The following is a 25,957-nucleotide window of genomic DNA, read 5'->3' as shown; positions in this document are numbered from 1 at the left end:
CTGGCGGCCGGCCAGGCCAAGGAGCGCCCACCATGATCCTCCCGAAGATCCGGGACCCCCGCTTCGTGACGATCCGCCGGGGCGGGACCCTCACCGATCCGGACCACCACCTCCTCGCCCTGTGGGCGGCATCCTGCGCGGAGCACGTCCTCGGCCTGTTCGAGGCTGCCCGGCCCGAGGATCCGCGACCGCGTCAGGCGATCGAGCACGCCCGCGCGTGGGTGCGCGGCGAGGTCACGATGACGCAGTCACGCGCGGCGGGCGGCCATGCGATGGGCGCGGCCAGGGACCTGCGCGGTGCGGCACGGCACGCCGCCTACGCCGCCGGCCAGGCCGGGGCCGTCGCCCACGTCGCCGCGCACGAACTCGGGGCGGCCGCCTATGCGATCAAGGCGGCACGCGCTGCCGCACCGCCAGCCGAGGGCGAGGCCGCCGGGCGCCAGGAGTGCCGGTGGCAGCGCGACCAGCTCCCGGAGGCGATCCGCGAACTCGTGCTCGACGACCAGAGGTTGCGCAACGACATCTGCTGGTCGGCCTTCGACTGCTGAGCCCGCCCGCCCGGGCACCACCCGCACCACCCGGGAAGCCCCTTACCGTGGACGCCCAAGGGCGCCGGATCCCAGCCCGCCGGCCGCGACCGAGCACACCGAGGAACCCGCTCAGCACGTCGGGAGTCGGCGGTCGGCGATCACGCCGAGTCGCGGACCACCAGTTCCGGGTCGAAGAGCACTTCCACCGGATCGGTCGCCGCCGTGCCGGACACGCGGTCGAGGAGGAGGCGGACCATCTCCGCCGCCATTTCCTCCACGGGCTGGCGGACCGTCGTCAGGCGGGGCCTGGATGCCACCGCCGCGCCGGAGTCGTCGAAGCCGACCACCGCCACGTCCTCCGGGATCCGCCGGCCGTGTTCGCGCAGCACCAGGCAGGCCCCTTGGGCCATCAGGTCGTTCGCCGCGAACACCCCGTCCAGGTGCGGGCGTTCGGCCAGGAGGGCCCGCATCGCCTGCTCGCCGCCGTCCAGCGTGAAGTCCGCCTCGGCCACCCGTACCGCCGTTCCGGCCAGCGCCTCCCGGAAGCCCGCCAACCGGTCCCGGCTCGCCGGGACGTCCGCCGGTCCGCCGATCGCGACGAGCCGCCGGCAGCCCCGGGCGAGGAGGTGCCGCGCGGCCAGCGCCCCGCCTTCGCGGTGGCGCAGGTCGACCCAGTCCAACGGGATCCCGGGCGCCGGGCGGGCGAAGAGCACCGTGGGCAGCCCGGCGCGCGCGAGCAGGCCGGGCAGCGGGTCGCGGCCGTCGGTGGTGACGAGCAGGGCCCCGTCGCCGCCGCCCTGAGTGAGGTACGCGAGCACCTGCGCGCGGTCCGCCTCGCCGTCGGCGAACAGCAGCACGGGATGCACACCGCGCGGGCGCAGGGCCCGTACGACCCCGCTGACCACCCGCCCGAAGAAGGGGTCCTGGAACACCCGGCCGGTGTCCGCTCCCGCGCCCGAGACCACCAGCGCCACCGCACCCGAGCGCCGGGTCACCAGGGATCGGGCCGCGCGGTTGGGCACGTACCCGGTCGCGGTGACGGCCTGCTGGACCGCCTGCTGGATGGCGGGGTCCACATTGCGGACCCCGTTCACCACGCGGGACACCGTGGCCCGGGACACCCCGGCGGCGCGGGCCACGTCCTCCAGGGTCGGGGGCGTGCCGGTGCCGGTGCCCGTGGCCGTGCCTGTGCCCGTGGCCGTACCGGTGGCCGTGCTCGCTGCGTCCATGGCGGCACTGTAGCCGCCCGCGCTCACACCTCACTCAGACCTCGATCGCCCCCCGGAGCGGCAGGTCGCCCGCGCTGCGACCGGCCGGGACGGTGAACCGCCCCGGCTCCGCCGTCCAGCCCCCGGCCTGCGGGGACCAGTGCCGGAGGGCCCGCGCGGGGATCCGTACGTACGCCGTCACCCGCTCCCCCGGGTCCGCCTCCGCCGCCGCCCCGTCCGCGAGCCGGCGCACCGGATCAACGGTCGACGGCCTCGGGCTACTCGGACTTGGGCACGAGGAGTTCGGCTCGTCGGGTCACGGGGACGGCGAGGCCCAGTGCTGCTGCGAGCAGGCAGATCGCGCCGCATCCGAGGAAGAGCACGCCCGCTCCCCACAGCTCCACCGTGACGCCGACCGCGGGGAAGAGCACGGGGGCAAGGCCCAGCGTGCACAGGGTCGTCACGGAAGTGACCCGTCCGAGGTAGCGGGGCTCCGTCGCCGTCTGGAGCAGCGCGCCGGTGACGGTGGCCGTGAACCCGCTGGTCAGCCCGATCAGGGAACCGAGCGCGACGGCGACGGACAGCGAGGACACCTGCCCCAAGGCGGCCGCTCCCGCGGCAGTGACGAGCAGCGCCGCGCACATCGCCCGCCCGGCGCACGGTATCCGGGTCGAGACGGTGAGCAGCAAGGCCGAGGCCGCGCCTCCGATGCTGAACGCGCTCGCGATCCAGCCCATGCCCGAGGCGCCCCAGCCGCGCTCGTCGGCCAGGAGTACCAAGCCGGTGGCCACCGGTCCGCTGAAGCACATCTCGCCCAGCCCGATCAGCGCGACCAGCGGGACGAGCATCCGGTGGCGGCGGACGTAGCGCAGTCCGTCACCCAGCTCGCGCCAGGCGGAGGCGCGTTGAGATGCCTGCGCCGAAGGAGCGGTCCGCACGGTGAGCAGGGTCGCGAGCGAGAGGGCGAAGAGGATGCCTGCGGCCGTGAACCCACCGGCCGCACCGCCGATCACCAGAACGGCTGCTGCCAGAAGGGGCCCGACCGTGTTGCTCAGCCGGATCGACAGCCCGCGCATCCCCTGGACCCTGGCGAGCTGTGCGGGTGCCGTGATGAGCGGCGGGAGCGCGCCCACCGCCGGCATGAACACCGCGTCGACCACGCCGAAGACCAACGCGACAGCGACCAGCAACCACAGGTTCGGCGATGCCGACGCAAGTGCCGCGGCAGCCGCGATGATCACCGCACAGCGGACCGCGTCACTGATGACGGCAACCCGGCGCGGCCCGAACCGGTCGGCCACCACACCACCGCCGAGCATGAGCACCGCACGGGGAAGCGCCCCGGCAGCGACCACCAGGCCCACCTGCGACGGCCCCCCGACGCGTACGGCGGCCCAGGACAGCGCGAGGAAGTACACGACGTCGCCCGCGACCGAAGCGGTGTACGCGCCGAGCCAGCGCAGGACGTTGGCGTCCCGGTGGGCGGGCCGCGCGGACACGGACGCCGCCATGCCGTGCGCGTTCACGCGCCGGACGCCGACGGCTGGGCCGTACCCGGTACCGGAAACGCCTGCACTTGGAGCGCCACCGGAGAGGACCCTTCGGGCGCCTCGTCCGCTCCATGGCGATATCGCGAGATCACCTGGAAGATCTCGGCCCGCATCCGGTCCACGTCGCCCGGGGTCAGGTACAGGAGGAAGTCGCTGTACGTGGCGACGTCGAGCCATTCCCTAGGCAGCAGCGGTACCTCGTGCGCGGCCCTGCGCAAGCGATCCGCCGCGGCGAGGGCGACCGCCTGCGCGTACGCACGCCCGGCCTCGCGCTGTTCGGCGGGCGCGGACGCGGGATCGTGGATCGACTGGCGATGGGCGGACTTCCACCACCGCTCGCGTCCGGTGCCGCGCCCTGGCTCCTCCACGATGAGCCCGCCCGCCCCTAGGCGCCGCAGGTGGTAGCTGGCCGCGCCGGGGTTGATGCCGAGTTCGTCGGCAATCCGGGTGGCGGTGGAGGGACCGCGCTCGCGCAGGAGGGTGAGGACGTTCAGACGCAACGGGTGGGCGAGTACGCGCAGGGCAGCCGTGTCGAGCTCGATGTCCTGTCCCGATGACTCGTCGGATGCGGCAGGGGAAGCGACCATGGGCTGAGCGTAGACCTACAAGAGTTGTTTCAAAAGAGATGTTGTGAAGCCAACAGCCATTCACCGAGGCCTTGTTGACAGGGCAACGGGGCATCCGGCACGAGCCCCGACAGCAGGCTCCGGAGTTCGTTTTCGCTGGTCCGACAGGTCGCGGTGTTAGCCTGCGGCGATCCCAGGTGTGGGCACGACACGGGGTAATGCATCACGCAGGAGGCTCATATGTCACGTCGTCCGGTCACCATCGTCACCGGAGGCAGTCGCGGTATCGGCGCCGCCACGTGCGTCCGGCTCGCCGCGGATGGGCACGATCTCGTCCTCGGCTACCTCCGCGACGAGGCGGCGGCCGAGGCCACCGCCGAGCTTGTGCGGGAGGCCGGAGGCCGGTGTGTGACCGTGCGCGGTGACACCTCCGAGGAGTGCGGCGTGGAGCGGCTCTTCGACATCGCCGGAGCCGAGCTCGGGGCGGTGACCGGACTGGTCAACAACGCCGGAGTGACCGGCACCCCGGGCCGCCTCGCCGACATCCGGGTCGAGGACCTGCGGCGCGTGCTCGACGTGAATCTCCTCGGATACCTGCTCTGTTGCCGCCGGGCCGCCCGCGACATGGCCGAGTCGGGCGGCGGGGCGATCGTCAACGTCTCCTCCGCGGCCGCCACCCTCGGCAGTCCCGGCCGCTACGTGCACTACGCCGCGACGAAGGCCGCCACCGACACCCTGACCCTGGGCCTCGCCAAGGAGTTGGGCCCGGACGGCATCCGGGTCAACGCCGTGGCCCCGGGCATCATCGACACCGACATGCACGCCGCCATGGGTGACCCCGACCGCCCGGCGCTCGCGGCGGCCGAGATCCCGCTCGGCCGGGCCGGGCAGCCGGCGGAGGTGGCCGCGGCGATCTCCTGGCTGCTGTCCGCGGACGCCGCGTACACGACCGGTACGGTCATGCGCGTCGCCGGCGGGCGCTGAACCCGCTCCGGCGGCGAGGAACTCGAGCGGAGGTGCTGGGCAGCCAGTCGGTGGCGCCCGGCACCTCGCGCGCCACGCCGATGACGGAACGTGCGTCGGTCGCCACTCTCACCGCGCCCGGGGGCATCCGGTCACGAGCCATGACCATGTGGTGGCCGTCAGTCCTCGATGTCGAAGGCCGCGCGGGTGGCCGGTCCGTAGATGCCCGGCGGGTCGCCCTTGATGCTCCTGTTCTGCTGGAGCTGGTGGACTCCGCGCCGGGTCTGCTCGTCGTACACCCCGGTGAGGGAGACGTACGTGAACCCCTGCGCGTGGAGCCGTTCCTGCAGGGCGAGCACCTCGGCACCGCGGTCACCCGGGCGCAGGGTCCCGTCCCCGTCCGGCGTCGGGCGCCTGCGCGCCGGGCCCGTCGGCTTCGGGTCCCGGCTCGGATCCGCCGAAGGGCCGGCAGGGGGCTGGACGGCGCCGGTCGGAGCCGTCGCCGACGGGGCTGCGGGCTCGGGCGGGCGTACGGACTCCACGGCCGGGGCGGACTCCTCGCCCGCCCCCGGGCTGCGCGCGGGGAGGACCGGCACCGACAGGCCCGGCGGGACCACGGCGCGCGGCGGCTCCCGGTCGGGGCCGCGCAGGAGGAACGCGAGGGCCCCCGCCGCCCCGAGTGCGAGCAGGGCGAGTCCGAGCAACGGCAGGCGGCTGCCGCGCCGTTCGCCGGCGGGGGCCGCCGAGGGTACGGCCTGCCGTGAGGGAACGGATTCCCACACGGGTACGCGAGGAGACCCGGGCGCCTCGGCGGGCGGCCCGAAGCGCGTCGGTACGGTCATCCGCCCGGACTCCTCGGGCCAGGCGGGCCCGGAGGAACCGGGCAGCGGGCCCGAGGGGGCCACGTAGGGGCGTACGAGCAAGCGGTCGTCGTCGGGCACGAGCCCACTCTCATCGAGGTCAGGGAACACGGTTGTCTCCCGGTGGGTACGGGGACCGGCGCGGCGGTGCGGTGTCGGCCCCCGTACCCGGCCGGTCAGGCCCTGCGCCGCCGGGCGGCCAGGACCGGTCCGACGCCGGCGGCCGGAACACGGGCACCGCCGATCGCCGGGGGCGCGGTCATGCCCGCGCGGGTCGGGGAGGGCGCGCGGCGCGGACCGCCCACGCCTTGGCCGGGGCCGGGCTCAAGGCCGGGGCCGGGGCCTTCGGGAGCGCCCCCGACCGGGCCCGTGTCCGCCTTCACGCCCTCCGGCTCCACGGTCGGCACTGCCGGTACGGCGAAGCTGCCGCACCGTGGGTCCGTACCGGTCAGCCGGAGGTACGAGCCGTCCGGGCGCCGCCGGGCGGATCGGGCGGAGCGGGCGGGTATGGGCATGTGCGGTGTCTCCGAGGTGCGGCTCGTGCGGTGGTGCCGGCCGTCCGGACGTCGCGGGCAGGTCGGTCCGGATGACTGTGTTCGACCGGCGCACTCTTTCTCCAGGAGATGCCCCAGGTCAAGCCGGATGTCCGATCCACCCCATCCGCCCCGTCTGGGCATGACCTCTTCACCGGAATCATCCCGTGGGGAAAGGTTCCCCTGCCAGGCCGGGTGGTCGACCGTCCGGATTGCGGACGGTCAACTCCGGCCCCAGGTCGCACCGCTGACCCATCGACCCCGTCGACCCCATCGCCGCTGCTGCCTTTACCGCCGGTCGGCAGGTGAAGCGTCGCGAACACCGGCGGCGGCCGGCGCGCCCGCGCCCATGACCGCGTGCGCGGCCGTGCGGGAGGTCGAGGTGACCCGGACGGTGACGGCGGCCAGGGCCATCAGGGCGGCTCCGGCCAGCGGGGCCGCGGGAACCGAGATGCCGTCGACCGCGAGACCGCCGGACAACGCGCCCGCGGCGATCGCCAGGTTGAACATCGCCACCATCAGCGAGGAAGCGGCCTCCGCGTCGTCCGGTGCGGCCTTGATCATCCAGCTCTGGAGGCTGACCGAGACCCCGCCGTACACCAGCCCCCAGGCCAGCAGGAGCACCGTCCCGGCGACCGCTCCCGGCACCAGGGCGATCAACGCCAGGATCACGGTGAGGGAGGCACTGACGGTGAACAGCGTGCGGTACGGGTCGCGCGCTCCCGCCAGGAAGTTGCCCGCCACGCCCGCGACTCCGTACCCGAGGAGGAGGGTGCTCACGTAGGCGGCGTTCACCCCGGACACGTCCTGCAGGATCGGCCGTACGAACGTGTAGGCCGCGAACTGCCCCGTCACCACCAGGAAGGTGACGGCGACCCCGGCCCGGACCGCGCGGTTGCGCCGCAGCAGGGCGGGGAGCTGGGCGAAGGTGATGGTCCGGGTCGGGGGCAGCGGCGGGAGCAGCAGGAGCAGTGCGGCCAGGGTGAGGACTCCGAGCCCGCCCACGGCCGCGAAGGCGAAGCGCCAGCCGCCGAGTTCGCCGAGCAGGGTGCCGGCGGGGACTCCGAGCACCGAGGCGGTGGGGACTCCGCCGAAGACGAGCGCGGTGGCCCGGCCTACGTGGTGGGCGGGGACGAGGCGGACGGCGAGGCCGCCGGCTATGGCCCAGAAGCCGCCGACGCTGACCCCTACGAGCAGCCGGGCGGCCAGCAGCACCCCGAAGTCCTGCGCCACGGCGGCGATCAGGTTGGCGACGGCCATCAGGGCGATCAGCACGACCAGCACCCACCGCCGGTCGAGGCGGCCGGCGCCGACGGTGACGAGGGGCGCGCAGAGCCCCGCGACCAGCCCCGGCACGGTGACCATGAGCCCGGCGGTGCCGTCGGACACACCGAGGTCGGCGCCCACGGGGGTGAGCAGGCCCACGGGCAGCAACTCGGAGGTGATGAGGCAGAAGATCCCGAGCGCCACCGCCCCGACGGCTCCCCATCCGCGCCACCCGGCGACGGAGTCGGGACCCGAGCCCGGGTCCGGCACGGGGGCCGGGTCCGGCACGGGGGCCGGAGCCGGCACGGGGGCCGGAGCCGAGGCCGGGTCCGGACCGGAACCCGATCCGGGGTGGTGTGCGTGGCCCGGCGGGTGCTTCGGCTCCGGGGACTGGGGTTCGTTGCCGGGCGCGGGGGCTTCGGTCATGGGGCGGGACTCCGTACGGGGCAGGCAGGCAGGCAGGCGGGCGGGCAGCGGGCGGCCCACCGGAGCGTTCCCGCCGGTCGGGCGGGGCCGGTCCGGGGAACCGGCACGGCAACGCGGAGCACCGGGGGTCGCGCCTCCCCCGGCATCCGCACTGTCGTTCCCATCCGAACCTTGTCCGGATTTCCGCGCCAGGTCCACCCCCGTCCACGTGCGCGTTCTCCCGGACCGGTGAACCTCCCGTCGCGGCAGAAACGATCGCAGTGGGCCCACAGGACCGTTTCGGCGGCGCCCGCGGCGCCTTCCCCTCCGCCCCTCCCCGTGGTGCGCGCGGTCCCACGCGCGAGCGCGGAAACCGGCCCGCCCGCCCGTGCGGCATGGTGGTCCGATGCAGTTGCGCCGGGTCCTGCCCCTCTCCCTCGTCGCCCTCCTCGCGAGCGCCGGCTGTGTGTCGGTCGGCGGCCCGCGGGTCTCCGACGTGCCCGCGCGCGGCCCCGTACCGCCCGCCGACGCTCCAGAGCTCGGCCGGCCGGCCGACGCGTCCCCCGCAGCCGATCCGGTCGGGCTCCCCGCCGAGGCGCTGCCCCTCGGCAAACTCCCGGCGAGGGCCGGCTCCGACCGCGCCGACTCCGACCGCGCCGACGGGGACGGCGCCGACCGGGACGGCGCGGACGAACGCTCCCGGCCCGCCGCCAAGGCACCCCGCCCGGCGGCCGAGCGGCGCTCGAAGCCGGCCGCGCCGCGCCGCGCGCACCCGCCCAAGACGGCCGCCGCCCGGCCCGTCCGCCCCGCACGGAGCCCCGTACCGCCGCTGCCCCGCACGGACGAGCTGTGCGCGGCAGCGGAGGGTTCCCTGCCGCCTTCCATCGTGGACCTCTGCGTCCGCCAGGCCGCCCGGTGAGCCGATCCACCGCCTTGAGCCGCCGGCCTTGAGCCGCCGGCCTTGATCCGCTGGCCCGATCCGCTGGCCCGATCCGCTGGCCTGAACGGCAGACCTGAGCGGCAGACCTGAGCCTCTGACCTGGCCCGATGGCCGCATATTCTGGGCGCGCTTGACTCTCACACCGTGTCAGGGCCTGCACTGGAAGGCGTCATGTTCACCATCGGAGACTTCGCCAAGCACGGCCGGGTATCGGTCCGCATGCTGCGTCACTACGACGCCCTCGGACTGCTGCACCCGGCCCGTGTCGACCCCGCCAGCGGCTACCGCTACTACGAGGCCGGGCAGCTCGCCCGCCTCAACCGTGTCATCGCGCTCAAAGAGCTCGGCTTCAGCCTGGAACAGGTGGGGTCGATACTCGACGAGCTGGTGAGCGCGGAGGAGCTGCGCGGCATGCTGCGGCTGCGGCAGGCGGAACTGGAATCGGCCATGGCCGCCGCGGCGGCCCGGCTGACCCAGGTCGAGACGAGGCTCCGGATCATCGAGAACGAGGGAACCATGTCTTCCATCGACATCGTCGTGAAGAGCCTTCCGCCCGTCCGCCTCGCCGAGTTGAGCGGGGTCGCGGGCAGCTACGAGGGGCAGGACATCGGCCCGGTCATCGGCCCGCTCTACGACGAGCTGTGCCGCCTCGTCGAGGCCGCCGGTGTCACGCCGACCGCCCCGGGTATCGCGTACTACGAGGACGCCGGCGACGCGGAGCGGCCGGGCTCCGTCCTGGTCCATGCCGGGCTGCCGGTGGCCTCCTCCGTGCGCGCGGAGGACCTCGGGGGCGAGGTGCGGATCGTCGTGCTGCCCGCCGTCGAGCGGGCGGCGACGGTCGTGCACCGGGGTTCGATGGACTCCGTCCTGCCGACCTCGCAGGCCCTGGCCCAGTGGATCGACGCGAACGGGGAGCGCTCCGCCGGCTACGCCCGTGAGGTGTCCCTGGCCTGCCCAGAGGACCGGGACCAGTGGGTCACCGAACTCCAGGAGCCGCTCGGCGCCTGAGTCCGGGCGCCCCACCGTTTAGGATCCGCTGATGCAACGCGTTCTCGTGGTCGGCATCAGCGGAGCCGGCAAGTCCACCCTGGCCCGGGAGTTGGGGCGGCTGCTCGCGCTGCCGTACCACGAGATGGACGAGCTCCACTTCTCCGGGCCGGGGTGGGCCGTCAGCCCGTCCTACGTCGCCGACCTCGCGCGGATCGCGGAGGGCGACCGGTGGATCCTCGACTCCCACGGGCCCGAGGCCGCGCGCGAGGTCCTGTGGCGGCGGGCCGACACCGTGGTGTGGCTGGACCAGCCGCGCCGTACCGTCATGCGCCGGGTGCTGCTGCGCTCGCTGCGCCGGAGCCTGCTGCGGGAGCGGCTGTTCGGCGGCAACCGGGAGCGGTGGCGGGAGTGGGTCCTCGCCGACCACCCCGCGTGGTGGGCCTGGTCCCAGTACGGGGCCCGGCGTGCGGAGATCGGCGGGCTGGCCGGCGACCCGCGGTTCGCTCCGCTGCGGGTGGTACGGCTGCGCTCCCCGAAGGCCGCCGAAACCTGGCTGCGGGCTCAGCGACCGGCCGGGCGGCCGCCCAGCACGTAGGCACGGCCCCGTACGGCGCCCCGGACCGTTCCGCGCCGGGCCGTGCGCAGCCGGCGCATCGTGGCGTGCCCGCGGCGGCGCCACTCCGCCCGCGGCAGACCGGCGCGCTGGCCGCCGCCGGTGATCAGGGCGTTGACCGGTGCGTGCGGGTCCGCGGCGAGCCCCTTGGCCACCAGGACCCCGACCACGAGCGGGACCAGGGCCACGGCCAGCGCCGAGCCGGCGGTGGTCACGTGCTGCTGCATGCGCGGGCGGCTCGCGCTGGGCGCGGTGGCGGTCACGGTGCCGGTGGCGGTCTCGGAGGTCATGCCCCCATTCGATCAGCGGAGGCCGTCCCGGGAATCGGGCCGGATACTCAGGTCGTTGGGTCTGAGGTACTCAGAAGCGGACGGGACGAGGGGGCAGCCGTACGTGAACACACCCGGGCAGGGCTTCGAACCGGCGGACGGCGACGGCCCCGCACACACCGCAGCGGGACGCGCGGCGGAGCTCCGTACCGCCTACGAGGGCCTGCTGCAGATCCGTCGGCTCGTGGGCGGCCCGTCGGGCGCCGGAGTTCCCGCCCCGTGGGAGCTCCGGCTGATGCCGCGCGCGGTGGCCCTCGTACTGGAGGCGGCGGGCATCCCGCCGTCGGCACGGGATCCGCGGGACCCGGACGGGCCGCGCACCCGGACCGGGTACCGGGTGGGCCCCGCCGCGTCCGGGGACGGCCGCGTCGAGGTGACCTGGCTCGGCCCGCCGGGCGGTGGCGCGGCCGAGGAGGAACAGGAACGCCTCACGGCCTGCGCGGCCGCGCTCGAACGGCTCGGCTGGGTCTGCCTGCTCTACCGCGGCCCCCGCCGCCGCCGCTTCCTGGAGGTCGAGCCGCCGCCGGCGCCCTGAGGCAGGCCACCGGCGAAATCCGGTACCGGCCGGGCACGGCTCCGGGGCACACTCGCCCGATGGGAATGCTCGACGTCCAGGCAGACCGTGTCCGCGCGGGCGCGACGGTGGAGTTCCGGCCCACCGGCACGTCCATGGTCCCGCTCGTCCGCAGCCGGCAACGCGTCCGGGTCGCCCCGGCGCAACCGGCCCTGCTCGAACCGGGCGACATCGTGCTGGCCCGGGTGTCCGGCACGGTGTACCTGCACCTCGTCACGGCCGTGGACACCGCGCGCCGCCGGGTCCAGACCTCCAACAACCGCGGCCGAGTCAACGGCTGGACCGGCCACGACCGCGTCTTCGGCATCTGCCTCGCGGTGGACGACGTGCCCCGCCCCGGAGCGGCGGCCAAGGTCCGCGCGGCCGGGTCGGCGGGGGCGCCCGGAGCATCCGGCACACGGGGCCCCGGTTAGGGCCCCTCGTCCGCCGTAAGCCTGGCCCGTACGCTCCTGCGCGACCTCTTCCAGCCAGGCGTCCACACAGTCGGCCGGGCCCTGGCGACCCGGCGGTCGGGGGCTCAGGGGCCCGGGTGCAGAACGCCCTTTCGCATCGTCATGCCGTGGATCCTCGCCGGGCCGCCGGGCAGGGCGCAAGCGGTTCTCATCGGTACCGCCCGGCCAGCTCGGCCACCGCGTCCGCGAGGGCCCGGCGGAGCTCCGGCGGGCCGAGCACCTCGGCGTCCGCGCCGAGGCGGAGCAGGTCGCCGACGGCCACGGAGCCGGACTCGACGGCGAGTTCCACGACCTCCCAGTCCTCCGCGTCGGGCGGACCCGCGGTGGCGAGGGCGCGGACGCCCGCCGCCCCGAACCACATCGGCAGCAGGCGCCGGGCGCGCGGGGAGATCCGTACGACGGCGGTGCTGCGGCGCGTGGCCGCCTCCAGGCGGCGGGCTGACTCCTCCCAGTACGCGGCGAGTTCGAAGCCGTCGGGGCGTTCGAAGTGCTCCCCGGAGCTCTCCACGGCGAGGAACCGCCCCACCCGGTAGGTCCGCACGGAGCTCCCGGTCTCCTCGGGAGCGGGAGCGGGAACGGGCGCGAGGACGGGAGTGAGGACGGGAGCGGTCCCGGCCTCCCCGGGCTCCACCGCCACCGGCCCCGCCGCCCGGGCGACCAAATACCAGATACCGCCCTTGAGTACCAGTCCGAGCGGCCACAGCGCACGGTGGACGGCGCCGCTCCAGCGGCGGTAGTGGGTGCTCAGGATCCGCTGCTCCCAGACCGCCTCGGCGATCTGCGCGAGGTGCGGTACGGGGTCGGCGTCGCGGAACCAGGCGGGCGCGTCGAGGTGGAAGCGCTGCTGGATCCGGCGGGCCCGGCCGGCGAGTTCGGCGGGGAGGGCGGCCTGGAGCTTCAGCTGGGCGGCGGTGAGGTCCGCGCCGAGGCCGAGGTCGCGGGCGGGGCCGGGGGCGCCGGCGAGGAACAGGGAGCCGGCCTGGGCGTCCGTCAGGCCGGTGAGCCGGGTCCGGTAGCCGTCGACGAGGCGGAATCCGCCGGCCGGCCCGCGGTCGGCGTGGACGGGGATCCCGGAGGCGCCGAGCGCCTCGACGTCCCGGTACACCGTACGGACGGAGACCTCCAGTTCGGCGGCGAGCTCGGGGGCGGTCATCCGGCCGCGGTTCTGGAGCAGCAGGAGGAGGGAAAGGAGCCGGTCGGCGCGCATGTGGTCATTGTCCGGCATACCTGACAGGAGATGGCAGGTATGCCGCCCAGGCTGTGCACGGACGGGCCGATGGCCCGCAGAACGCCGAACCCACACCAGGAGACCCCCGTGCCCACGCCCACGCACACCACCACGGCGACGCCCGCACCCACCGCCAACGGCTTCACCTTCAAGGACTGGGAGGAGCACCCGGTCGGCCCGCAAGGCGTCTTCCCCCGCCTGGCCCAGGCCACGGTCACCAACGCCTTCACCGGCGCCCTCACCGCCCCCGAGACGACCTGTGCCTACACCGTGGCCTACACGGGGGAGAGCGCCGGCACCTTCAGCGGCATGGAGCTGGTCACCGGCACCGTGGACGGCCGCGAAGGCGCCTTCGTCCTGGAGGAACGCGGCAGCTTCGACGCCACCGGTACCCGGTGCCGCTTCACCGTGGTCCCCGGCTCCGGCACCGGCGGCCTGACCGGTCTCGGCGGCTCGGGCTCCTTCGCCCACCGCTACGGCGACACCTCGGTGGAGTACGCCTTCGACTACGCGTTCACGGATGCGGATGTGGATGCGGATGCGGCCAAGCCCGCGGCCGCGGATCAGTCGGCGTAGCGCAGCCGCCGGCCCGGGCGGTCGGACATCAGGGCGATGCCCGCCGTCCCCAGGGCCACGGCCCGAGCCCACCGCGCCCAACGCCACGGCGGCCGGGCGTAGGAACCGCTCCGGCCGCCGCACGTAGGACCCGCTCCGGCTACGGCGCGCCGAAGGTGAGCGTCAGCTTCGGGCTCCCCTCGTTGGCCGCGGCCTCCGAGGACCACAGCCACAGCGCGTCCGTCCCGGCGCTGCTCAGCGCCAGGCCGTAGGCGCTGCCGAGCGCCCCCGCGACAGCGGTCTTGTCCAGGCCGGTCGTCTGGACGGCCGATCCCTCCGGGACGCCCGCGAAGCTGCCGAGCGCCGGACCGCCGAGTGCCGGGCGGTTGGCGTACGTGGTCCCGGCCTCCGTCCAGGAGCCGGTGACCGGGAGCACGGACACCGTGTCCGTCGTACCGGCGCCGGTCATGGTGCTGGTCTTCACGCTCAGCGTGGCCGACTTGAGCACCGTGCCGGCGGGCGCGGCGGGCAGGTTGAACCGCAGGTAGCTCGCGTAGAACGAGGTTCCGCGCACCGCGAGCGAGCCGGACGTCCCGTAATTGGTGCCCGGGGCGCCCGCGTTGGCGTACGTGTCCTCAGCGGCCTGGACCTCGACGACCGAGTCGGCCGGGGCGGAGGCCAGGGTGTGGTGGTTCTGCACCTGGGCCGCGCTCAGGACCGTCGGGTAGACGGCTGTCTCGTCGAGCTGACCGGCCCAGTACTCGCTGATCGGACGGTCCGGCCAGCCGCCGAGGCTGTCGCCGCCCGCGTGCCAGTAGCCCGCGAAGTTCTCGTGCGCGGTGAAGCCCAGCGTGCCCTTCTGGGCTCCGTCCACGTACAGGGTCATGCCGCCCGGACCCTGGGTCGCGACGACGTGGTGCCACTGGTTGTCGTTGTACGCGGCGGCGGTCGTGACGGTGTGGGTCCCGCCGCTGTAGACGCCGTAGACGAGCCGGCCGGCATTGGTCATGTAGATGTGCTTGTCGTACTGACTGCTGCCGCGGGCCTGGTTGTTGCCGAAGCCGAAGAGCTTGCCGCCCCTGGTGGTGTTCGTCTTGAACCAGGTCTCGATGCTGTACGTCGAGCCGACCGACTGGCGGCGGTCCCCGTACACCTGGGTGTCGGTGCCGTCGAAGCCGATGGCCGTGCTCGCGCCCGTGACCGCGCCGGGCGTCTGGCGCAGCGCGGGGGCGTTCAAGTGCACACCGCTCTGGTTGCCGCCGTCCGAGGAGTCGGCGACGAAGGGCAGGGCCGACTCGTCGTAGCGCCAGAACAGCTGCGCTCCGTCCGTGCGGACCGCGTTGGGGTACGCGTCGGGCGAGTTCGGCACCGTCACGCTCGCCGTGGCCGACAGGGCGCTGACGTTGCCGGCCGCGTCGGTGGCGGTCACCCGGTAGGTGTAGGACTGGCCGGCGGTGACGGTGGTGTCGGTCCAGGAGGTCTGCGGGCGGCGGAAGAACAGCGAGTCGGCCGCGACCGTGGCGATCGGCGTGGCCGCACCGTTGCGGTAGACCTTGTACGTCAGCGTGCCGTCGTCCAGGTCGAGGCTGGTGCGCCAGCGCACCTGCACCTCACCGGGCTTGAAGCTCACGGCGCTCGCCACCGGGACGCTGGGCGCACCCGTGTCCCCGGTGGAGGCGAAGCGCGTCAGGCTCTGCTGCGCCGCACCGTTGACGGTGGTGAACTCGCCTCCCACCCAGAGGTACTTGACGCCGGCCTTGGCGCCGACCGCCATCACGCGCGGGCCGATGCCCTCGCCGATGCCGTCGTTGGTGTCGGGAGCCCAGCCCAGCTTGCCGGTCGCGGTGGTCGGCTGCGCGAGCAGGTGGTGGCGCTGGCCGTCCGGGAACTCGCCGATGCTGGAGCAGTCGTGCGCGTGCGAGGCGCTGTAGAGCACGTCCTGGTACGGGAGCACGGCCTGGGTCGCGCCGAGGCAGGTGTCGCGCCAGCGCTGGCCGAAGTCGCTCAGGTTCAGCGCGATCCGGCCGTCGAAGACGCCGCCGCCCGTTCCCTCGTTGGCGGTGTAGAAGCCGGTCGCGTCGGTGGCTATGTCCTTGATCACCGAGTTGGTCTCGACGAACCCGGGGTACGCCTTGGTGACGGCGCCGGTCGTCGCGTCGACGACGGCCAGGGCATGGCTGTTCGTACCGCCCAAGGTGAAGAAGTCGCCGCCCAGGACCACGTGTTCGCCGTCCGGGGTGAGCTCGATGGCCCGGCCCGGCTCGTCGGCGTTCGCGGTGAAGGGCTTCAGCGTGCCGTCGGCCGCGTCGACGGCGGCGAACCGCTCGCGCGATTGGCCCGCGACGGTGAGGAAGTCTCCACCCGCGTACACGGTGTCGCCGGTGACGGCGAGGGCCCGGACGGTGGCCGCGAAGGCGGGCCGGAAGCCGGTCTTCACGGTGCAGGTCGCCACGTCGATGGCGGCGAGGCTGGAGACCGCGGTGCCGTTCACGGCGCCGAAGTAGCCGCCCGCGTACAGGGTCGCCTTGTCCGGCGAGAGGACGAGCGCGCGGACGGTGGCGGTGCCGGAGCCCACGGTGAAGGACAGCTTGCAGGAGGTCGGGGCGCCCGTCGCGGCGTCGAGCGTCGCGAAGTTCACCGCCTCCTGCTCGGTTCCGGCGGCGCCGTCCGGCGGGCGCACCGCGGAGAAGGTGCCGCCGACGAAGACCTGGTCGCCCGCCTCGGCCAGGGCCCAGACGACACCGTTGGCCTGCCAGGTGGGCAGCTCGTCGGCGGTGAAGGCCACCGGCGGGGTGATGGCCGCGGCCTCTTCTACGAGGCCGAGGCCCATGGCCGTGCAGGTGCCGGCCAGCGCCAAGGTGAGAGCGGCGGCCAGCCCTCTGGATCTACGCATGAACCCCCCAGTTCGGAAAAACGAAAACGGAAAACGGAGTGCGGAGTGCGGATTGTGGCCCACGCAATGGCCGGAAACCATCGTACGGACCTCCACACCCGTGGCCACCGGCACCTTAGGCGGAATCCCGGCTCCGTTCACCGCACTTGACCCATCGGATGCCGAATCGCACCGGGCGGGCCGTGGCCGCGCCTCGCGGGGCGGGGCGGGGCCGGGCCCGCCGATACGCCGCTGCGCGGGGCAATGCCAAACGCCGGCGAGGCTGGATGATGCCGCGCAGCGGCATTCCCAGCCCGTCCGGCGTTTGAGGACCGGGTCCGGGCAGAGCCCGGGGAACGGGCGAAGGGCGGGTAGGGGACACCGCCCCGCAGGGCCGACCCGGCCGCACCCGCGCCCCTCCCCTCCACCCGTCCGGAACATGGGACGCCGGGCCCGTTCTCGCCATTGCCGCCACACCCGGGCCCGCGCCCCTCTACGGTGCCCTGGGGGAACGGCACAGGCACGGGCAGGAGCGCACGCCCGGGGACGTACGCGGGCGCGGGCGCGGGACCGGAGGGGCGGAGCGGGATGAACGACGAAGAAGACACGCGGCTGGCGAGGATGACCCCCGAGATCTCCCGCCGCACCCTGACCCTGCTGCGCGGCCTTGCCGGGCTCGAACCACCGGAGCAGGTGCCCGAGGAGGCGATGGCCGCCGCCGACGAGATCTTCGCGGAATACGGAACGGACGGGCTCCGCGTGCTGGTGATGACCCTGGCGGCCTGGGCGACGGCCCAGATCGAGAACGTCTCCGAGCTGAGCGGGCGCAGCCACGAGGCGGTCCTCGACGCCATGGAGCTGGCCTGTCTGGAGGCCGGCGCAGAGGAGTAGCCGGGGATCGGTCGGGAACCCGCAGGCCGCGAGCTGGCCGCTCTCACGGTCTGCGGGGTTTACGTCGCCGAAAATCGGACAATTCTCCGGAGACGGACGCCTCGGATTCGTTCCGGCGTCGGCGACACTGGGGGGAGCGGGGGGTCCCGATCGGAGGCCGTCGTGAGCACACCTTCCCCCATCCGGATCGCTGCCGTCCTGTCGACCGAACACAGGGGACGGCTGATGTCGCACGCCCGCGAGGTCAATTTCCACGAGGGCGCGCGGATCTTCGACGAGGGCACCCGGGCAGACTCCTTCTGGATCGTGCGCTCCGGCACGGTGACCCTGGAGATCCCGGTACCGGGCCGCCGGCCCACCCCCATCGAGAGCCTGGGCCCCGGAGAACTGGTCGGCTGGTCGTGGCTGTTCCCGCCGTACGTGTGGCAGCTGGCCGCCGAGGCCATGACGCCGGTCCGCGCGTACGAGTTCGACGCCACGACCGTACGGATGCTCATGGACGCCGATCCGGCCTTCGGGTCCGCCCTCGGCCACTGGGTCGGGCGGGTGCTCGCGCTGCGGCTGCACCAGACCCGGACCCGCCTCCTCGACACGTACGCCCCCCGCCTCGCCGCGAGCTGATCTGGCGGGTTCGGGCCGATTCCGCCGACCACTCCCCCACAGGTCAGCCGCCGCAGAACGCTGCGGTCTGCGGTCATGCGTACGCACTGAGTGACGAGAAGTAGAGGTGCGAACGGGCGTTCCGGTTCCGCATGGGCAAGACTCGCGTCCGTTATCCGACGCAACGACGCGAGGAGTGTTCGACATGCGATCCGTCACCAGGACCCTGGGACTGTCGTCCGCCGCCATGGGGCTCACGGCCCTCACCGCCCTGACGGGCTCGGGCATAGCAGGGGCCGCACCCACCGGCGGCGAAAGCCTCTACGCCCCGTCCGCGCTCGTCCTGAGCGTCACCGACGGCGACGACGCGGCGAGCGGTACGGTGCTGCGCGCGGTCACCCTGGTCTGCGCACCCCGGCCCGGCGGCACCCACCCGGACCCGGATGCGGCGTGCGCCGAATTACAGGCCCACTCCGCCGACCTCGACGCACTCGCCGAGCCGCGCCCCGACGCGGCGTGTACCAGGGAGTGGAACCCGTTGACCGTCACCGCCGAAGGCGTGTGGCAGGGCCGCCGGATGAACTACTCCTACACCTACGCGAACCCCTGCGCCCTGTGGAACAGCACCGGCACGGCCTTCACCATCTGAGCCGGGGCCGGGGCCGGGGCCGGGGCCGGGGCCGGGGCCAGGGCCGGGGCCAGGGCCTGAGCCGGGGCCGGGGCCGGGGCCGGGGCCGGGGCCGGGGCCCGAGCCGCAGACCCGAGAGATCCGAGATCCGAGACCCGAGCCCGCGGATCAGCCCAGCTCCAGGCTCGTGACCCCGTACATGCCGGTCAGGTCGAGGTCCGGCTCCTGGCCGGTGTACATCCGGGCGGTCTCGAAGGTCGGGGTCAGGCCCAGTCCGCCCAGCAGGGCGGCGGCTCGCGGATGGGCGTCCGGTACGTCCACGGCGACCGTACCGTCGGGGGTCCGCTCCGCGAGCCGCAGCAGCAGGGCTGCGGCGACTTCCGGGTCGGCTGCGTAGAGCGGGCCGATCCGCGAGGCGCCGCTGCCCGGCCGGACGACACCGAGCCCCTCGACCCGGCCGTCCCGGACCGCCGCGAGGGCGGTGCGGCCGGGCAGGCCCACCCAGGCGGCGAGGAAGGCGTCGCGCGGCTCGGGGAAGAACCTCCGGTCGTAGGCGGCGAGTTGCCCGAAGGGCACGGTGGCCGCGTCCACGATCCGCACCCCGGTCGCCGTCTCCCGCGGGGGTTGCCCGGTCGCCAGCGGCGCCCCCTCGTGGCGGACGTTGTTCCAGGCCGAGCGGAAGCCGGACTTGCGGTAGTTGTCCTGCTGCTCGACCACCCCGTCCAGCCCGACGAGCCGCCCGTGGAGCCGCTCCATGCCGGCCCGCCACAGCCGGATCCCGTAGCCCTGACCACGGACGTCGGGGCGGGCGATGTAGAAGCCGATGAAGCCGAAGCCGTCGCCGTACCGGACGGCCGAGATGCAGGCGACGGGCTCCCCGTGGAGCCGCCCGACGAGGAATCCGCCCGGATCGGCGACGGAGAACGCGAACCGGTCGGAGTCCCCGGGGTTCCATCCCTCCTCGTCGGCCCAGTCCCGGAGCAGCGCCATGTCGGCTGCGCTCGCGCCGTTGATCTCGAATCCAGTCAGTCCCGTCATGTCCGCTGTTGTACCAGATCCGCCCTTGCGGCCCGGGCGTTTCCACGGGAGGGCCGAGAGGCCGCGCGGGTCGGCCCGACCGGCACGCGGCCGGGGCTCAACCGCCCGTCAGGAGGCGGACGAACGCCTGGAGATCGGCCTCCCGGTGCAGATCGCTCACCTGCCCGTCGCCCACCTCCACGACCCGCCAGGCTCCGTCCGCGCGCAGCGCGAGGTCCGTGGTGACGAAGGCGCAGCCGAGTTCCGCGACGGCGGCCCGCACCGGTCCGAGGTCCGGCGCCGCGGCCGCGGCGTACGGGCTGTCGGGGTGGGCGGTGACCAGCCGGGGCTCGGCGCCCCGCCACCAGACGCGCACCTCGGTGGCCACGCCCTCGGCCGCCGTGAACTCTTCGAAGGCGCGCAGCACCACCCCACCGGCCAGATCCTCGCCCTGGAGTTCCACGAAGCGGCTGACCACGCGGTGGACGGCGGTCCGGTCCGCGAGGTCGGGGAGGTGACAGGCCTCCGCCCACTGGTGCTTACGGGATTTGACGTAGTCCTTGACGATGCCGGCGCGGGACGGGAGGGCCGCGGCGGCGTCCGCGAGCCGGGCGGGCTCCGGGGTCTGTCCCGGAGCCGTCTCCAGCCACCGGCTGGGCGGAGTCAGACCGGCGAACGCTTCGTACCAGCCGGGGAGTTCATGGGCGCGCCGGTACGCGTTCGGAGTGACGCGCAGTGCGCATCCGCGCTCGCGCAGGGCCGCGTCGAGGTCGGCGTACCGGGCCGCCGGGATCATCCAGCCCCGGTACCAGAGCGCCCCCGACCCGGCGGGTACCCGCGCCACGGCCCGGCCGGCGTCCCCGGCGAGCAGCGCGTCGTGGTCGATGAGCCCGACGGCGCCTCCGGCGGCGCGCACCGCACGTGCCTCCTCGGCGAAGTGGGCATCGGCCCGGCGCTCGTTCAGCGGATCGGAGCAGTACAGGACGGTGGTCGGCATGCGGCCACCCTACGGACGTCCGTGTGCGGCCGGACCCCGGATGCACCGGCCACCCCCCGGAATGATGTGATCGGCACGGGAACCGGAATGCCGTAACGGCGGAGTGCCGGAGTACCGAAGTGCCGGAATCGGAACCGGCCGGACAGCGGGAGGGCGTTCGTGCTCGGGATGGGTGAGCTGGTCGCGGGCTGGCGGGCGGCCGGGGTCGGCGAGGGCATGGCGTTGATGGTGCACGCCTCGCTGTCCGCGCTCGGGCGCGTGGACGGTGGCGCCGCGACGGTGGTGGCGAGCCTGCGCGAGGCGGTGGGGCCGGCCGGGACGGTGGCCGTCCCGGCGTTCACCTGGGAGGTGGCCGATCCCGACCCGGAACACGTGGGCGTGCCGGACGCCGCAGTGGCGGCACGGCGGGCCGCGGTGCCGCTGTTCCACCCGGGGCTGCCGGTCACGCGTGCGCTCGGCGCCGTACCCGAGGCCTTGCGGTCCCTGCCCGACAGCCTGCGCAGCAGGCATCCGCAGGCGTCGGTGGCGGCGGTGGGCGCCCGCGCGGCAGAGGTCACCGCGACGCAGTCGCTGGGCTTCGCACTGGGCCGCACCTCGCCGTTCGGCCGCCTGCACGACCTGGGCGCGCACATCCTGCTGATCGGCGTCGGCCACAACCGGAACTCGTTCCTGCACTACGTCGAGTCCCTCGCGCCCCGCCCCCGGCTGCGGGTGCGGCGCTTCCCGATGGAGGTGGCCGGTGAGCGCGTCTGGGTGGAAACCCCGGACGTGGGCAACGACAACGACACCCACTTCCCGGTCGTGGGCCCCGACTTCGAACGCCACGCGGGCATCCGTCCGTCACGGGTCGGCGGCGCGGAGTGCCGCCTCCTCCCCGTCCCGGCCCTGGTCGACTTCGCGGTCCCCCGTCTCCAGGAACTGCTGGACGCGGACTCGCGGTCCCGGGCCCGACCGGCACGATCCGAAAGCGACGGCCTGGCCGAAACCCCGTGGTGAAAGCCGCCCGGGCTGCCTAGAGTCGGCGCATGGGAAAGCCGCTCGTCGCAGTGTTCAGTGGGGCCGGGATGTCCACCGATTCGGGGATTCCCGACTACCGGGGGCCGCAGGGATTGTGGCGCCGGGAGCCCGACGCCGAGAGCCTCGTTACCTACGCGCCCTACATGGCCGATCCGGAGATCCGGCGCCGGTCCTGGCTGATGCGCGCCGAGATCGGGGCCCTGGGGGCGCAGCCGAACGCCGCGCACCTCGCCGTCGCCGAGCTGGAGCGAGCCGGGATCCCGGTGCGGGTGATCACCCAGAACGTGGACGGTCTGCACCAGCTCGCGGGGACTTCCGCGCGCAAGGTGTTCGAACTGCACGGCACGGCGCGGGCCGTGGTGTGCACGGCCTGTCATGCACGTACCGGGATGGACGAGGCGCTGGCCCGGGTCGCCTCCGGGGAACCGGATCCGGCCTGCCGCGCGTGCGGCGGGATCCTCAAGGCGGCGACCGTGATGTTCGGGGAGCGGCTGGACCCCGAGGTGCTCGCGCAGGCCGTCGCGGTAGCCAAGGGCTGCCACGTCTTCGTTGCCGTGGGCTCGACGCTCCAGGTGCAGCCCGCGGCCTCGCTGGCCGGGATGGCCGCGGAGGCCGGGGCCCGCCTGATCATCGTGAACGCGCAGGAGACACCGTACGACTCCCTCGCCGACGAGGTGATCCGCGAGCCCATCGGGACTGCGCTGCCCGCCCTGCTGCAGCGGATCACCGCGGACGGCGCGCTCCTCTAGCGGGTCGGTCCGGGCGGCGCCGGCCCTCGCCGGCCGGCCTCGGCCCGCGGCAGCCCTTGCCGACCCGCGTCAGCCCGCGTCGGCGGCCCGCCGCATCTCCGCCACGTCGAGCTTCTTCATCTTCATCATCGCGGCCGTCGCCCGCGCGGCCCGCCCCGGGTCGGGGTCGGAGATCAGCTCGATGGCCCCGGCCGGGATGACCTGCCAGGACAGACCGAACTTGTCCTTGACCCAGCCGCAGGCGGATTCCTCGCCACCGTCGCCGGTCAGGGCCTCGTAGTAGTAGTCCGCCTCCGCGTCGTCGGCGCAGTGGATCTGGAAGGAGACGGCCTCGGTGAAGGGGAACTGCGGGCCGCCGTTGAGGCCGACGAACCTCTGGCCGTTGATCTCGAACTCGACGACCATGACCTCGCCGGCCACACCGGGGCTCCCCTCGGGGTAGAGGCCGACGCGGCCGCGCTTGCCGTCCTTGAAGACCGACAGGTAGTAGTCGGCGGCGGCCTCCGCCGCGCCGTCGAACCACAGACACGTGGTGAAGGGGTTGCTCGCCATGACTGCCTCCGGAATGCGTGGGGTGGGGGTACGGATGAGGAAATCCGTCCCGCACATACAGACCGGTCCCGGCCCCGAAACTCATCGGTGGGGCCGGGACCGGGCCGTATCCAGCCTGGAATGCACTCCTGAGGCGTACGCGTCGGACATCTGATCGACGATCCGCCGAGATGTGGTTCTTCAGCCGGGTCGCGCCGAAGGCGGCGCGGTGTCCCCTTTCCGGGGCATGTGCGAGGAGCCGCCGGGCGGGCGGCAACGAGTTCAGCCGCCCACCGCCCCGCCGCCATCGGGTCAGACTTCCAGCTCGGCTTCGATCTTCTTCAGCTGGTGGCGGGCCATCGCGAGGTTGGCCCGCGTCTTGTCGAGCGCGAGGTAGAGGAAGAGCCCCGCGGAGCCGCGGCCCTTCAGGAGCCGGATCAGGTGGTACTGGCTTCCGAGGGTGATGAGGATGTCCTCGATCTCGTCCTTCAGACCGAGCATCTCCATCGTGCGGAGCTTGGCCCGCACCACGTCCGTGTTGCCCGCGGCGGCGACCGTGAGGTCGAGGTCCTTTCCGCCGCCGATGGTGCCGAGGGCCATACCGCTGCTGCAGTCGACCAGGGCGACGCCGAGCACGCCCTCGATGGTGGTGGTGGCTTCCTTGAGCGATGTCTCCACGTTGGCCATGACGCTTCCTCTTTCTCTTGGGTTTCCCGGGCGCGTTCTGTCGGTGCGTTTCGGTCGGTACGTTCGGTCAGTACGTTTCGATCGGTACGGATGTACGTGGTCGGGGGGATCAGGAGCCCTGGCCGGCACCCGGGTCCGGGCCCGGTGCCGGGCCTCGCCGTCCGAGGCTGGTGTCGATCAGCTCCGCTATGCGCAGGCTGGACCGGCGGGCCTCCAGGTGGAGCCGGCCGACATTGACGCGCGGCTCCGCGATCAGGGTCAGTACGGCCGCGTCGCCCGCCGCGTAGGTGGCGACGTAGCCGTCCTCTCCGCGCACGAGCAGCTCGCGGAACCCGCCCTGCCCGGTGCAGTCGCTGAGCCGCTGGGCCACTCCGAGGGCCGCGGCGGTCAGGGCGGCCACGGATTCCGCCTCGGTGGCGGCGCTGTCGTGGGCCAGGACCAGGCCGTCGACGCTCGCGGCGAGTGCCCCGCCCAGCTGCGGGACGCGGGCCCGCAGCCGACGGAGTTCCGCGAGTATCTCGGCCTCGGCTTCGGCGGGCACGGTACTCATGTCGGACCTTCTCCTTTCGGACTGCCGCCGCTCGGAACGGTCGCCGCGCTGGGCGGCTCGCAGCGGGAGCCTCACAGGCTTGCCTCCAGTGCGTCGCGTAACCGGCGCAGCAACGCCACGTCCGGGGACTGCGCCTGCGTCATCCAGTCGGGCAGCGGCGTCTCCGCGGCGGCGGCGGGTGCCGGCGCGTGCGGGGTCTCGACCAGCCCGGCCGCCGCGAGGCGTCGTACGTCGAGCAGGGTGTGGAAGGCCGGCCGGCCCAGCACCCAGGCGAGGTCCGCGGGTGTCCGTACCCCGTCGGCCCGGTCGAGCAGGATCCGCTGGCGCGCGGTGACGGTCTGACCGGGGGCGGCGGGGCGGGGCACCACCGGGGAGGTGTCGAGCAGCGGGTAGGGCCAGACCGCGTCGAGCAGTTCCCGGCGGCGGCAGGTCTCCCGCTCGACGGCGGCGGCCGGTACGGAGCGGACGGAGCCGATCCAGTGGGTGGCCCCGCGCCGGAAGCGGGAGGGCCCGCTGCCCGGGGAGAGCGCGAAGAAGGCGGCGTCGAAGATCGCGGCGAGGTGGCATATCTCCAGTTCGCCGCCTGCGAGCCCGCCGCTGTCGACGAGGAAGCGGGCGACTTGGCGGCGGGCGCCGGCCTGGTTCACGGCGTCGGTCCAGCGCTCGGGGGTGAGGCCCCCGCCGGTGGTGAGCAGGACGTCGAGTCCGGGGGTGGCGGGGCTCTCCGCGTGCACCACGCGGCCGTCCTCCAGGAAGAGGGTGCCGCGCTCGCGGAACAGGGCGCCGGTCGCCCGTTCGGCGGCGAGCCGGGTGAGCAGCGGGGACACTGCGGCGACAGCGGTGGCGGTCACTTCAGCACCAGCTCCTCCGCCAGGGCCCTGAGTCTGTGCCGGGCGAGGGCGAGGTTGCCGTCGGTCCGGTCGAGCCACAGGTGCAGGAACACGCTGCTGTCGAAGCTGGTCTCGACGAAGCGGAGCACGTGGTACCCGGTCCGGGTCGTGACGATCAGGTCCTCCACGGGTGGCCCGGCGGCGTCCTCCGGCCCGGTGTCGCCCGGGGCGAAGGACTCGTACTCGGCGGCCGCCCGGGCCAGCTCGGCGGTCTCGGCAGCGGTGGTCTCGTGGTCCCCCACCGGTGATTCCCCGGCGGTGCCGAGGGCCAGTCCGCTGCTCCAGTCGACCAGCGCGGCCCCCCTGGCACCAGGCAGGGCCATGGCTTCGAGCAGGCATTCGTCGATCCCGGGCACGCGGGCTCCCCTCCCGGCCGGACCGTGCATGGTGCACGGTCGTACGGCGCGACAGAAGGGAACTTACTCAACTTCCACACTGCGAAAGGGCGTTCTGGCATTTTCCGCTGGAACATGCACGATGGCACGTGACAGCTTGGCCGGAACCCCACTCATTTTGATCATTACTTGGGGACACGAGCCCCGAACGCCCCTGTGGACCCGCTGTCACGAAGCGAGCGGCAGGTCGTCCGAGAGGCGGAAGGCCCCGCCCTCGCGCTGTACGTAGCCCTCGTGGCTGAGGGTGCGCAGCAGGTGGTACACGGTGGGCAGCGGGATTCCGGTGAGCCGGGCGAGGCGCTTGGCGGTCGCCCCGCCCTCGGTGTACATCGCCTCCACGAGCCGGCACGCCCGCTGTACGGAACCGATGAGGGTGGGTGCGGTGGTGGTGGCGCTCCCACTGTCCGCGCTGTCCTTCGGGCTGTGTTCGGTACCCATGAGTAGTCCCCCTGCTCCGGTACGAGGCCTGGCAAACCCATCAAAGTCGCTCACCGGCCGCAAAACCAGCGGACTCGCGTAAACCCGAGCATAAGATCAACTAATGCTCGGCGCCCGGAAACTGAAGCTCCGC

General features: G+C 73.9%; 30 protein-coding genes and 1 pseudogene. 13 read left to right on the top strand and 18 right to left on the bottom strand.

Annotation, left to right across the window (positions count from 1 at the left end; genetic code table 11):
* Window positions 1-32 precede the first annotated feature (32 nt).
* On the top strand, window positions 33-548 hold the full coding sequence (locus OG276_RS34600; RefSeq protein WP_266911541.1) for a putative immunity protein: 516 nt from the start codon (window positions 33-35) through the stop codon (window positions 546-548).
* A 140-nt stretch (window positions 549-688) separates the two neighbouring features.
* On the opposite strand, the gene OG276_RS34595 is transcribed toward OG276_RS34600, so the two are convergent.
* The 4 genes and pseudogenes from OG276_RS34595 to OG276_RS34580 form a co-directional block, all read right to left on the bottom strand.
* A complete protein-coding gene (locus tag OG276_RS34595) occupies window positions 689-1,759 on the bottom strand; it encodes a LacI family DNA-binding transcriptional regulator (protein WP_266911539.1) in 1,071 nt (356 codons plus the stop codon).
* Between the two features lie 34 nt (window positions 1,760-1,793).
* Window positions 1,794-2,006 (bottom strand): annotated as a pseudogene (locus tag OG276_RS34590) (fibronectin type III-like domain-contianing protein); the annotation flags it as partial.
* A gap of 10 nt (window positions 2,007-2,016) precedes the next feature.
* Window positions 2,017-3,249 carry an MFS transporter gene (locus OG276_RS34585; RefSeq protein WP_266913364.1) on the bottom strand — a complete coding sequence of 411 codons (1,233 nt, stop codon included), beginning with the start codon at window positions 3,247-3,249 and terminating at the stop codon, window positions 2,017-2,019.
* 11 nt (window positions 3,250-3,260) lie between these two features.
* The gene (locus tag OG276_RS34580; protein WP_266911537.1) at window positions 3,261-3,875 is read right to left on the bottom strand and encodes a transcriptional regulator; all 615 of its coding nucleotides are present in this window, start codon (window positions 3,873-3,875) and stop codon (window positions 3,261-3,263) included.
* A gap of 219 nt (window positions 3,876-4,094) precedes the next feature.
* On the opposite strand from OG276_RS34580, the gene OG276_RS34575 reads away from it, so the two are divergent.
* Window positions 4,095-4,838: an SDR family oxidoreductase gene (locus OG276_RS34575; RefSeq protein ID WP_266911535.1), complete on the top strand. Its 744-nt coding sequence runs from the start codon at window positions 4,095-4,097 to the stop codon at window positions 4,836-4,838.
* Between the two features lie 158 nt (window positions 4,839-4,996).
* Here OG276_RS34575 and OG276_RS34570 read toward each other — a convergent pair whose 3' ends face one another.
* From OG276_RS34570 to OG276_RS34560, 3 genes are all read right to left on the bottom strand, one after another.
* Window positions 4,997-5,758, bottom strand: a complete 762-nt coding sequence (locus OG276_RS34570) for a peptidoglycan-binding protein (RefSeq protein ID WP_266911533.1) — start codon at window positions 5,756-5,758, stop codon at window positions 4,997-4,999.
* A gap of 95 nt (window positions 5,759-5,853) precedes the next feature.
* Complete coding sequence (locus tag OG276_RS34565; RefSeq protein WP_266911531.1) at window positions 5,854-6,192, bottom strand: hypothetical protein; 339 nt, start codon at window positions 6,190-6,192, stop codon at window positions 5,854-5,856.
* Window positions 6,193-6,498: 306 nt separating this feature from the next.
* Window positions 6,499-7,902, bottom strand: a complete 1,404-nt coding sequence (locus OG276_RS34560; protein WP_266911529.1) for an MFS transporter — start codon at window positions 7,900-7,902, stop codon at window positions 6,499-6,501.
* Between the two features lie 385 nt (window positions 7,903-8,287).
* Here OG276_RS34560 and OG276_RS34555 point away from each other — a divergent pair, with 385 nt between their 5' ends.
* The 3 genes from OG276_RS34555 to OG276_RS34545 all read left to right on the top strand — a co-directional run bounded on the left by OG276_RS34555 (window position 8,288) and on the right by OG276_RS34545 (window position 10,406).
* On the top strand, window positions 8,288-8,800 hold the full coding sequence (locus OG276_RS34555; RefSeq protein WP_266911527.1) for a hypothetical protein: 513 nt from the start codon (window positions 8,288-8,290) through the stop codon (window positions 8,798-8,800).
* Window positions 8,801-8,992: 192 nt separating this feature from the next.
* Window positions 8,993-9,829, top strand: coding sequence for a MerR family transcriptional regulator (locus OG276_RS34550; protein WP_266911525.1), 837 nt, complete (start codon window positions 8,993-8,995; stop codon window positions 9,827-9,829).
* A gap of 31 nt (window positions 9,830-9,860) precedes the next feature.
* Entirely contained in the window at window positions 9,861-10,406 is a 546-nt protein-coding gene (locus OG276_RS34545; protein WP_266911523.1) for an adenylate kinase, read from the top strand.
* On the opposite strand, the gene OG276_RS34540 is transcribed toward OG276_RS34545, so the two are convergent.
* Window positions 10,373-10,714 (bottom strand): hypothetical protein, encoded by a 342-nt coding sequence (locus OG276_RS34540; protein WP_323182391.1) that lies wholly within the window; start codon window positions 10,712-10,714, stop codon window positions 10,373-10,375. The genes OG276_RS34545 and OG276_RS34540 overlap by 34 nt on opposite strands.
* Before the next feature lie 103 nt (window positions 10,715-10,817).
* Between OG276_RS34540 and OG276_RS34535 the strand changes: the two genes are divergently transcribed.
* Window positions 10,818-11,288 carry a hypothetical protein gene (locus OG276_RS34535; protein ID WP_266911521.1) on the top strand — a complete coding sequence of 157 codons (471 nt, stop codon included), beginning with the start codon at window positions 10,818-10,820 and terminating at the stop codon, window positions 11,286-11,288.
* A gap of 59 nt (window positions 11,289-11,347) precedes the next feature.
* Window positions 11,348-11,740: a S26 family signal peptidase gene (locus OG276_RS34530; protein ID WP_266911519.1), complete on the top strand. Its 393-nt coding sequence runs from the start codon at window positions 11,348-11,350 to the stop codon at window positions 11,738-11,740.
* A 187-nt stretch (window positions 11,741-11,927) separates the two neighbouring features.
* Here OG276_RS34530 and OG276_RS34525 read toward each other — a convergent pair whose 3' ends face one another.
* Window positions 11,928-12,986: a YafY family protein gene (locus tag OG276_RS34525; RefSeq protein ID WP_266913360.1), complete on the bottom strand. Its 1,059-nt coding sequence runs from the start codon at window positions 12,984-12,986 to the stop codon at window positions 11,928-11,930.
* Window positions 12,987-13,094: 108 nt separating this feature from the next.
* Here OG276_RS34525 and OG276_RS34520 point away from each other — a divergent pair, with 108 nt between their 5' ends.
* Window positions 13,095-13,583, top strand: coding sequence for a DUF3224 domain-containing protein (locus tag OG276_RS34520; protein WP_266911517.1), 489 nt, complete (start codon window positions 13,095-13,097; stop codon window positions 13,581-13,583).
* 139 nt (window positions 13,584-13,722) lie between these two features.
* Here the strand turns inward: OG276_RS34520 and OG276_RS34515 are convergent, their stop codons facing one another.
* Window positions 13,723-16,455, bottom strand: a complete 2,733-nt coding sequence (locus tag OG276_RS34515; RefSeq protein WP_266911515.1) for a DNRLRE domain-containing protein — start codon at window positions 16,453-16,455, stop codon at window positions 13,723-13,725.
* Between the two features lie 567 nt (window positions 16,456-17,022).
* On the opposite strand from OG276_RS34515, the gene OG276_RS34510 reads away from it, so the two are divergent.
* The 3 genes from OG276_RS34510 to OG276_RS34500 all read left to right on the top strand — a co-directional run bounded on the left by OG276_RS34510 (window position 17,023) and on the right by OG276_RS34500 (window position 18,574).
* A complete protein-coding gene (locus OG276_RS34510) occupies window positions 17,023-17,325 on the top strand; it encodes a hypothetical protein (protein ID WP_266911513.1) in 303 nt (100 codons plus the stop codon).
* Between the two features lie 162 nt (window positions 17,326-17,487).
* Window positions 17,488-17,946, top strand: coding sequence for a cyclic nucleotide-binding domain-containing protein (locus OG276_RS34505; protein ID WP_266911511.1), 459 nt, complete (start codon window positions 17,488-17,490; stop codon window positions 17,944-17,946).
* A gap of 184 nt (window positions 17,947-18,130) precedes the next feature.
* A complete protein-coding gene (locus OG276_RS34500; protein ID WP_266911509.1) occupies window positions 18,131-18,574 on the top strand; it encodes a subtilase-type protease inhibitor in 444 nt (147 codons plus the stop codon).
* 147 nt (window positions 18,575-18,721) lie between these two features.
* On the opposite strand, the gene OG276_RS34495 is transcribed toward OG276_RS34500, so the two are convergent.
* Together OG276_RS34495 and OG276_RS34490 are read right to left on the bottom strand one after the other, a co-directional pair.
* Window positions 18,722-19,591 carry a GNAT family N-acetyltransferase gene (locus tag OG276_RS34495; protein WP_266911507.1) on the bottom strand — a complete coding sequence of 290 codons (870 nt, stop codon included), beginning with the start codon at window positions 19,589-19,591 and terminating at the stop codon, window positions 18,722-18,724.
* A gap of 97 nt (window positions 19,592-19,688) precedes the next feature.
* The gene (locus OG276_RS34490; protein ID WP_266911505.1) at window positions 19,689-20,567 is read right to left on the bottom strand and encodes an ATP-grasp domain-containing protein; all 879 of its coding nucleotides are present in this window, start codon (window positions 20,565-20,567) and stop codon (window positions 19,689-19,691) included.
* 168 nt (window positions 20,568-20,735) lie between these two features.
* Here OG276_RS34490 and OG276_RS34485 point away from each other — a divergent pair, with 168 nt between their 5' ends.
* Both OG276_RS34485 and OG276_RS34480 read left to right on the top strand, forming a co-directional pair.
* Window positions 20,736-21,563, top strand: a complete 828-nt coding sequence (locus OG276_RS34485; RefSeq protein WP_266913358.1) for an aminoglycoside N(3)-acetyltransferase — start codon at window positions 20,736-20,738, stop codon at window positions 21,561-21,563.
* 29 nt (window positions 21,564-21,592) lie between these two features.
* Entirely contained in the window at window positions 21,593-22,333 is a 741-nt protein-coding gene (locus tag OG276_RS34480; RefSeq protein WP_266911503.1) for a Sir2 family NAD-dependent protein deacetylase, read from the top strand.
* Window positions 22,334-22,402: 69 nt separating this feature from the next.
* Here OG276_RS34480 and OG276_RS34475 read toward each other — a convergent pair whose 3' ends face one another.
* The 6 genes from OG276_RS34475 to OG276_RS34450 all read right to left on the bottom strand — a co-directional run bounded on the left by OG276_RS34475 (window position 22,403) and on the right by OG276_RS34450 (window position 25,824).
* Complete coding sequence (locus OG276_RS34475) at window positions 22,403-22,885, bottom strand: VOC family protein (protein ID WP_266911501.1); 483 nt, start codon at window positions 22,883-22,885, stop codon at window positions 22,403-22,405.
* Between the two features lie 291 nt (window positions 22,886-23,176).
* Window positions 23,177-23,551 (bottom strand): hypothetical protein, encoded by a 375-nt coding sequence (locus OG276_RS34470; protein WP_266911499.1) that lies wholly within the window; start codon window positions 23,549-23,551, stop codon window positions 23,177-23,179.
* Window positions 23,552-23,660: 109 nt separating this feature from the next.
* Window positions 23,661-24,101, bottom strand: coding sequence for a roadblock/LC7 domain-containing protein (locus tag OG276_RS34465; protein ID WP_266911497.1), 441 nt, complete (start codon window positions 24,099-24,101; stop codon window positions 23,661-23,663).
* A gap of 71 nt (window positions 24,102-24,172) precedes the next feature.
* Window positions 24,173-24,952 (bottom strand): transcriptional regulator, encoded by a 780-nt coding sequence (locus OG276_RS34460; RefSeq protein WP_266911495.1) that lies wholly within the window; start codon window positions 24,950-24,952, stop codon window positions 24,173-24,175.
* Window positions 24,949-25,347: a hypothetical protein gene (locus OG276_RS34455; protein WP_266911493.1), complete on the bottom strand. Its 399-nt coding sequence runs from the start codon at window positions 25,345-25,347 to the stop codon at window positions 24,949-24,951. Before OG276_RS34455 ends, OG276_RS34460 begins: the two co-directional genes overlap by 4 nt.
* A 207-nt stretch (window positions 25,348-25,554) precedes the next feature.
* Entirely contained in the window at window positions 25,555-25,824 is a 270-nt protein-coding gene (locus OG276_RS34450; protein WP_323182390.1) for a helix-turn-helix domain-containing protein, read from the bottom strand.
* Window positions 25,825-25,957: the final 133 nt, after the last annotated feature.

This window comes from Streptomyces sp. NBC_00086 (assembly GCF_026343255.1).
GTDB lineage: Bacteria > Actinomycetota > Actinomycetes > Streptomycetales > Streptomycetaceae > Streptomyces.
Note: the sequence above shows the minus strand (reverse complement) of the source record. Positions and strands in the feature narration are given on the sequence as shown.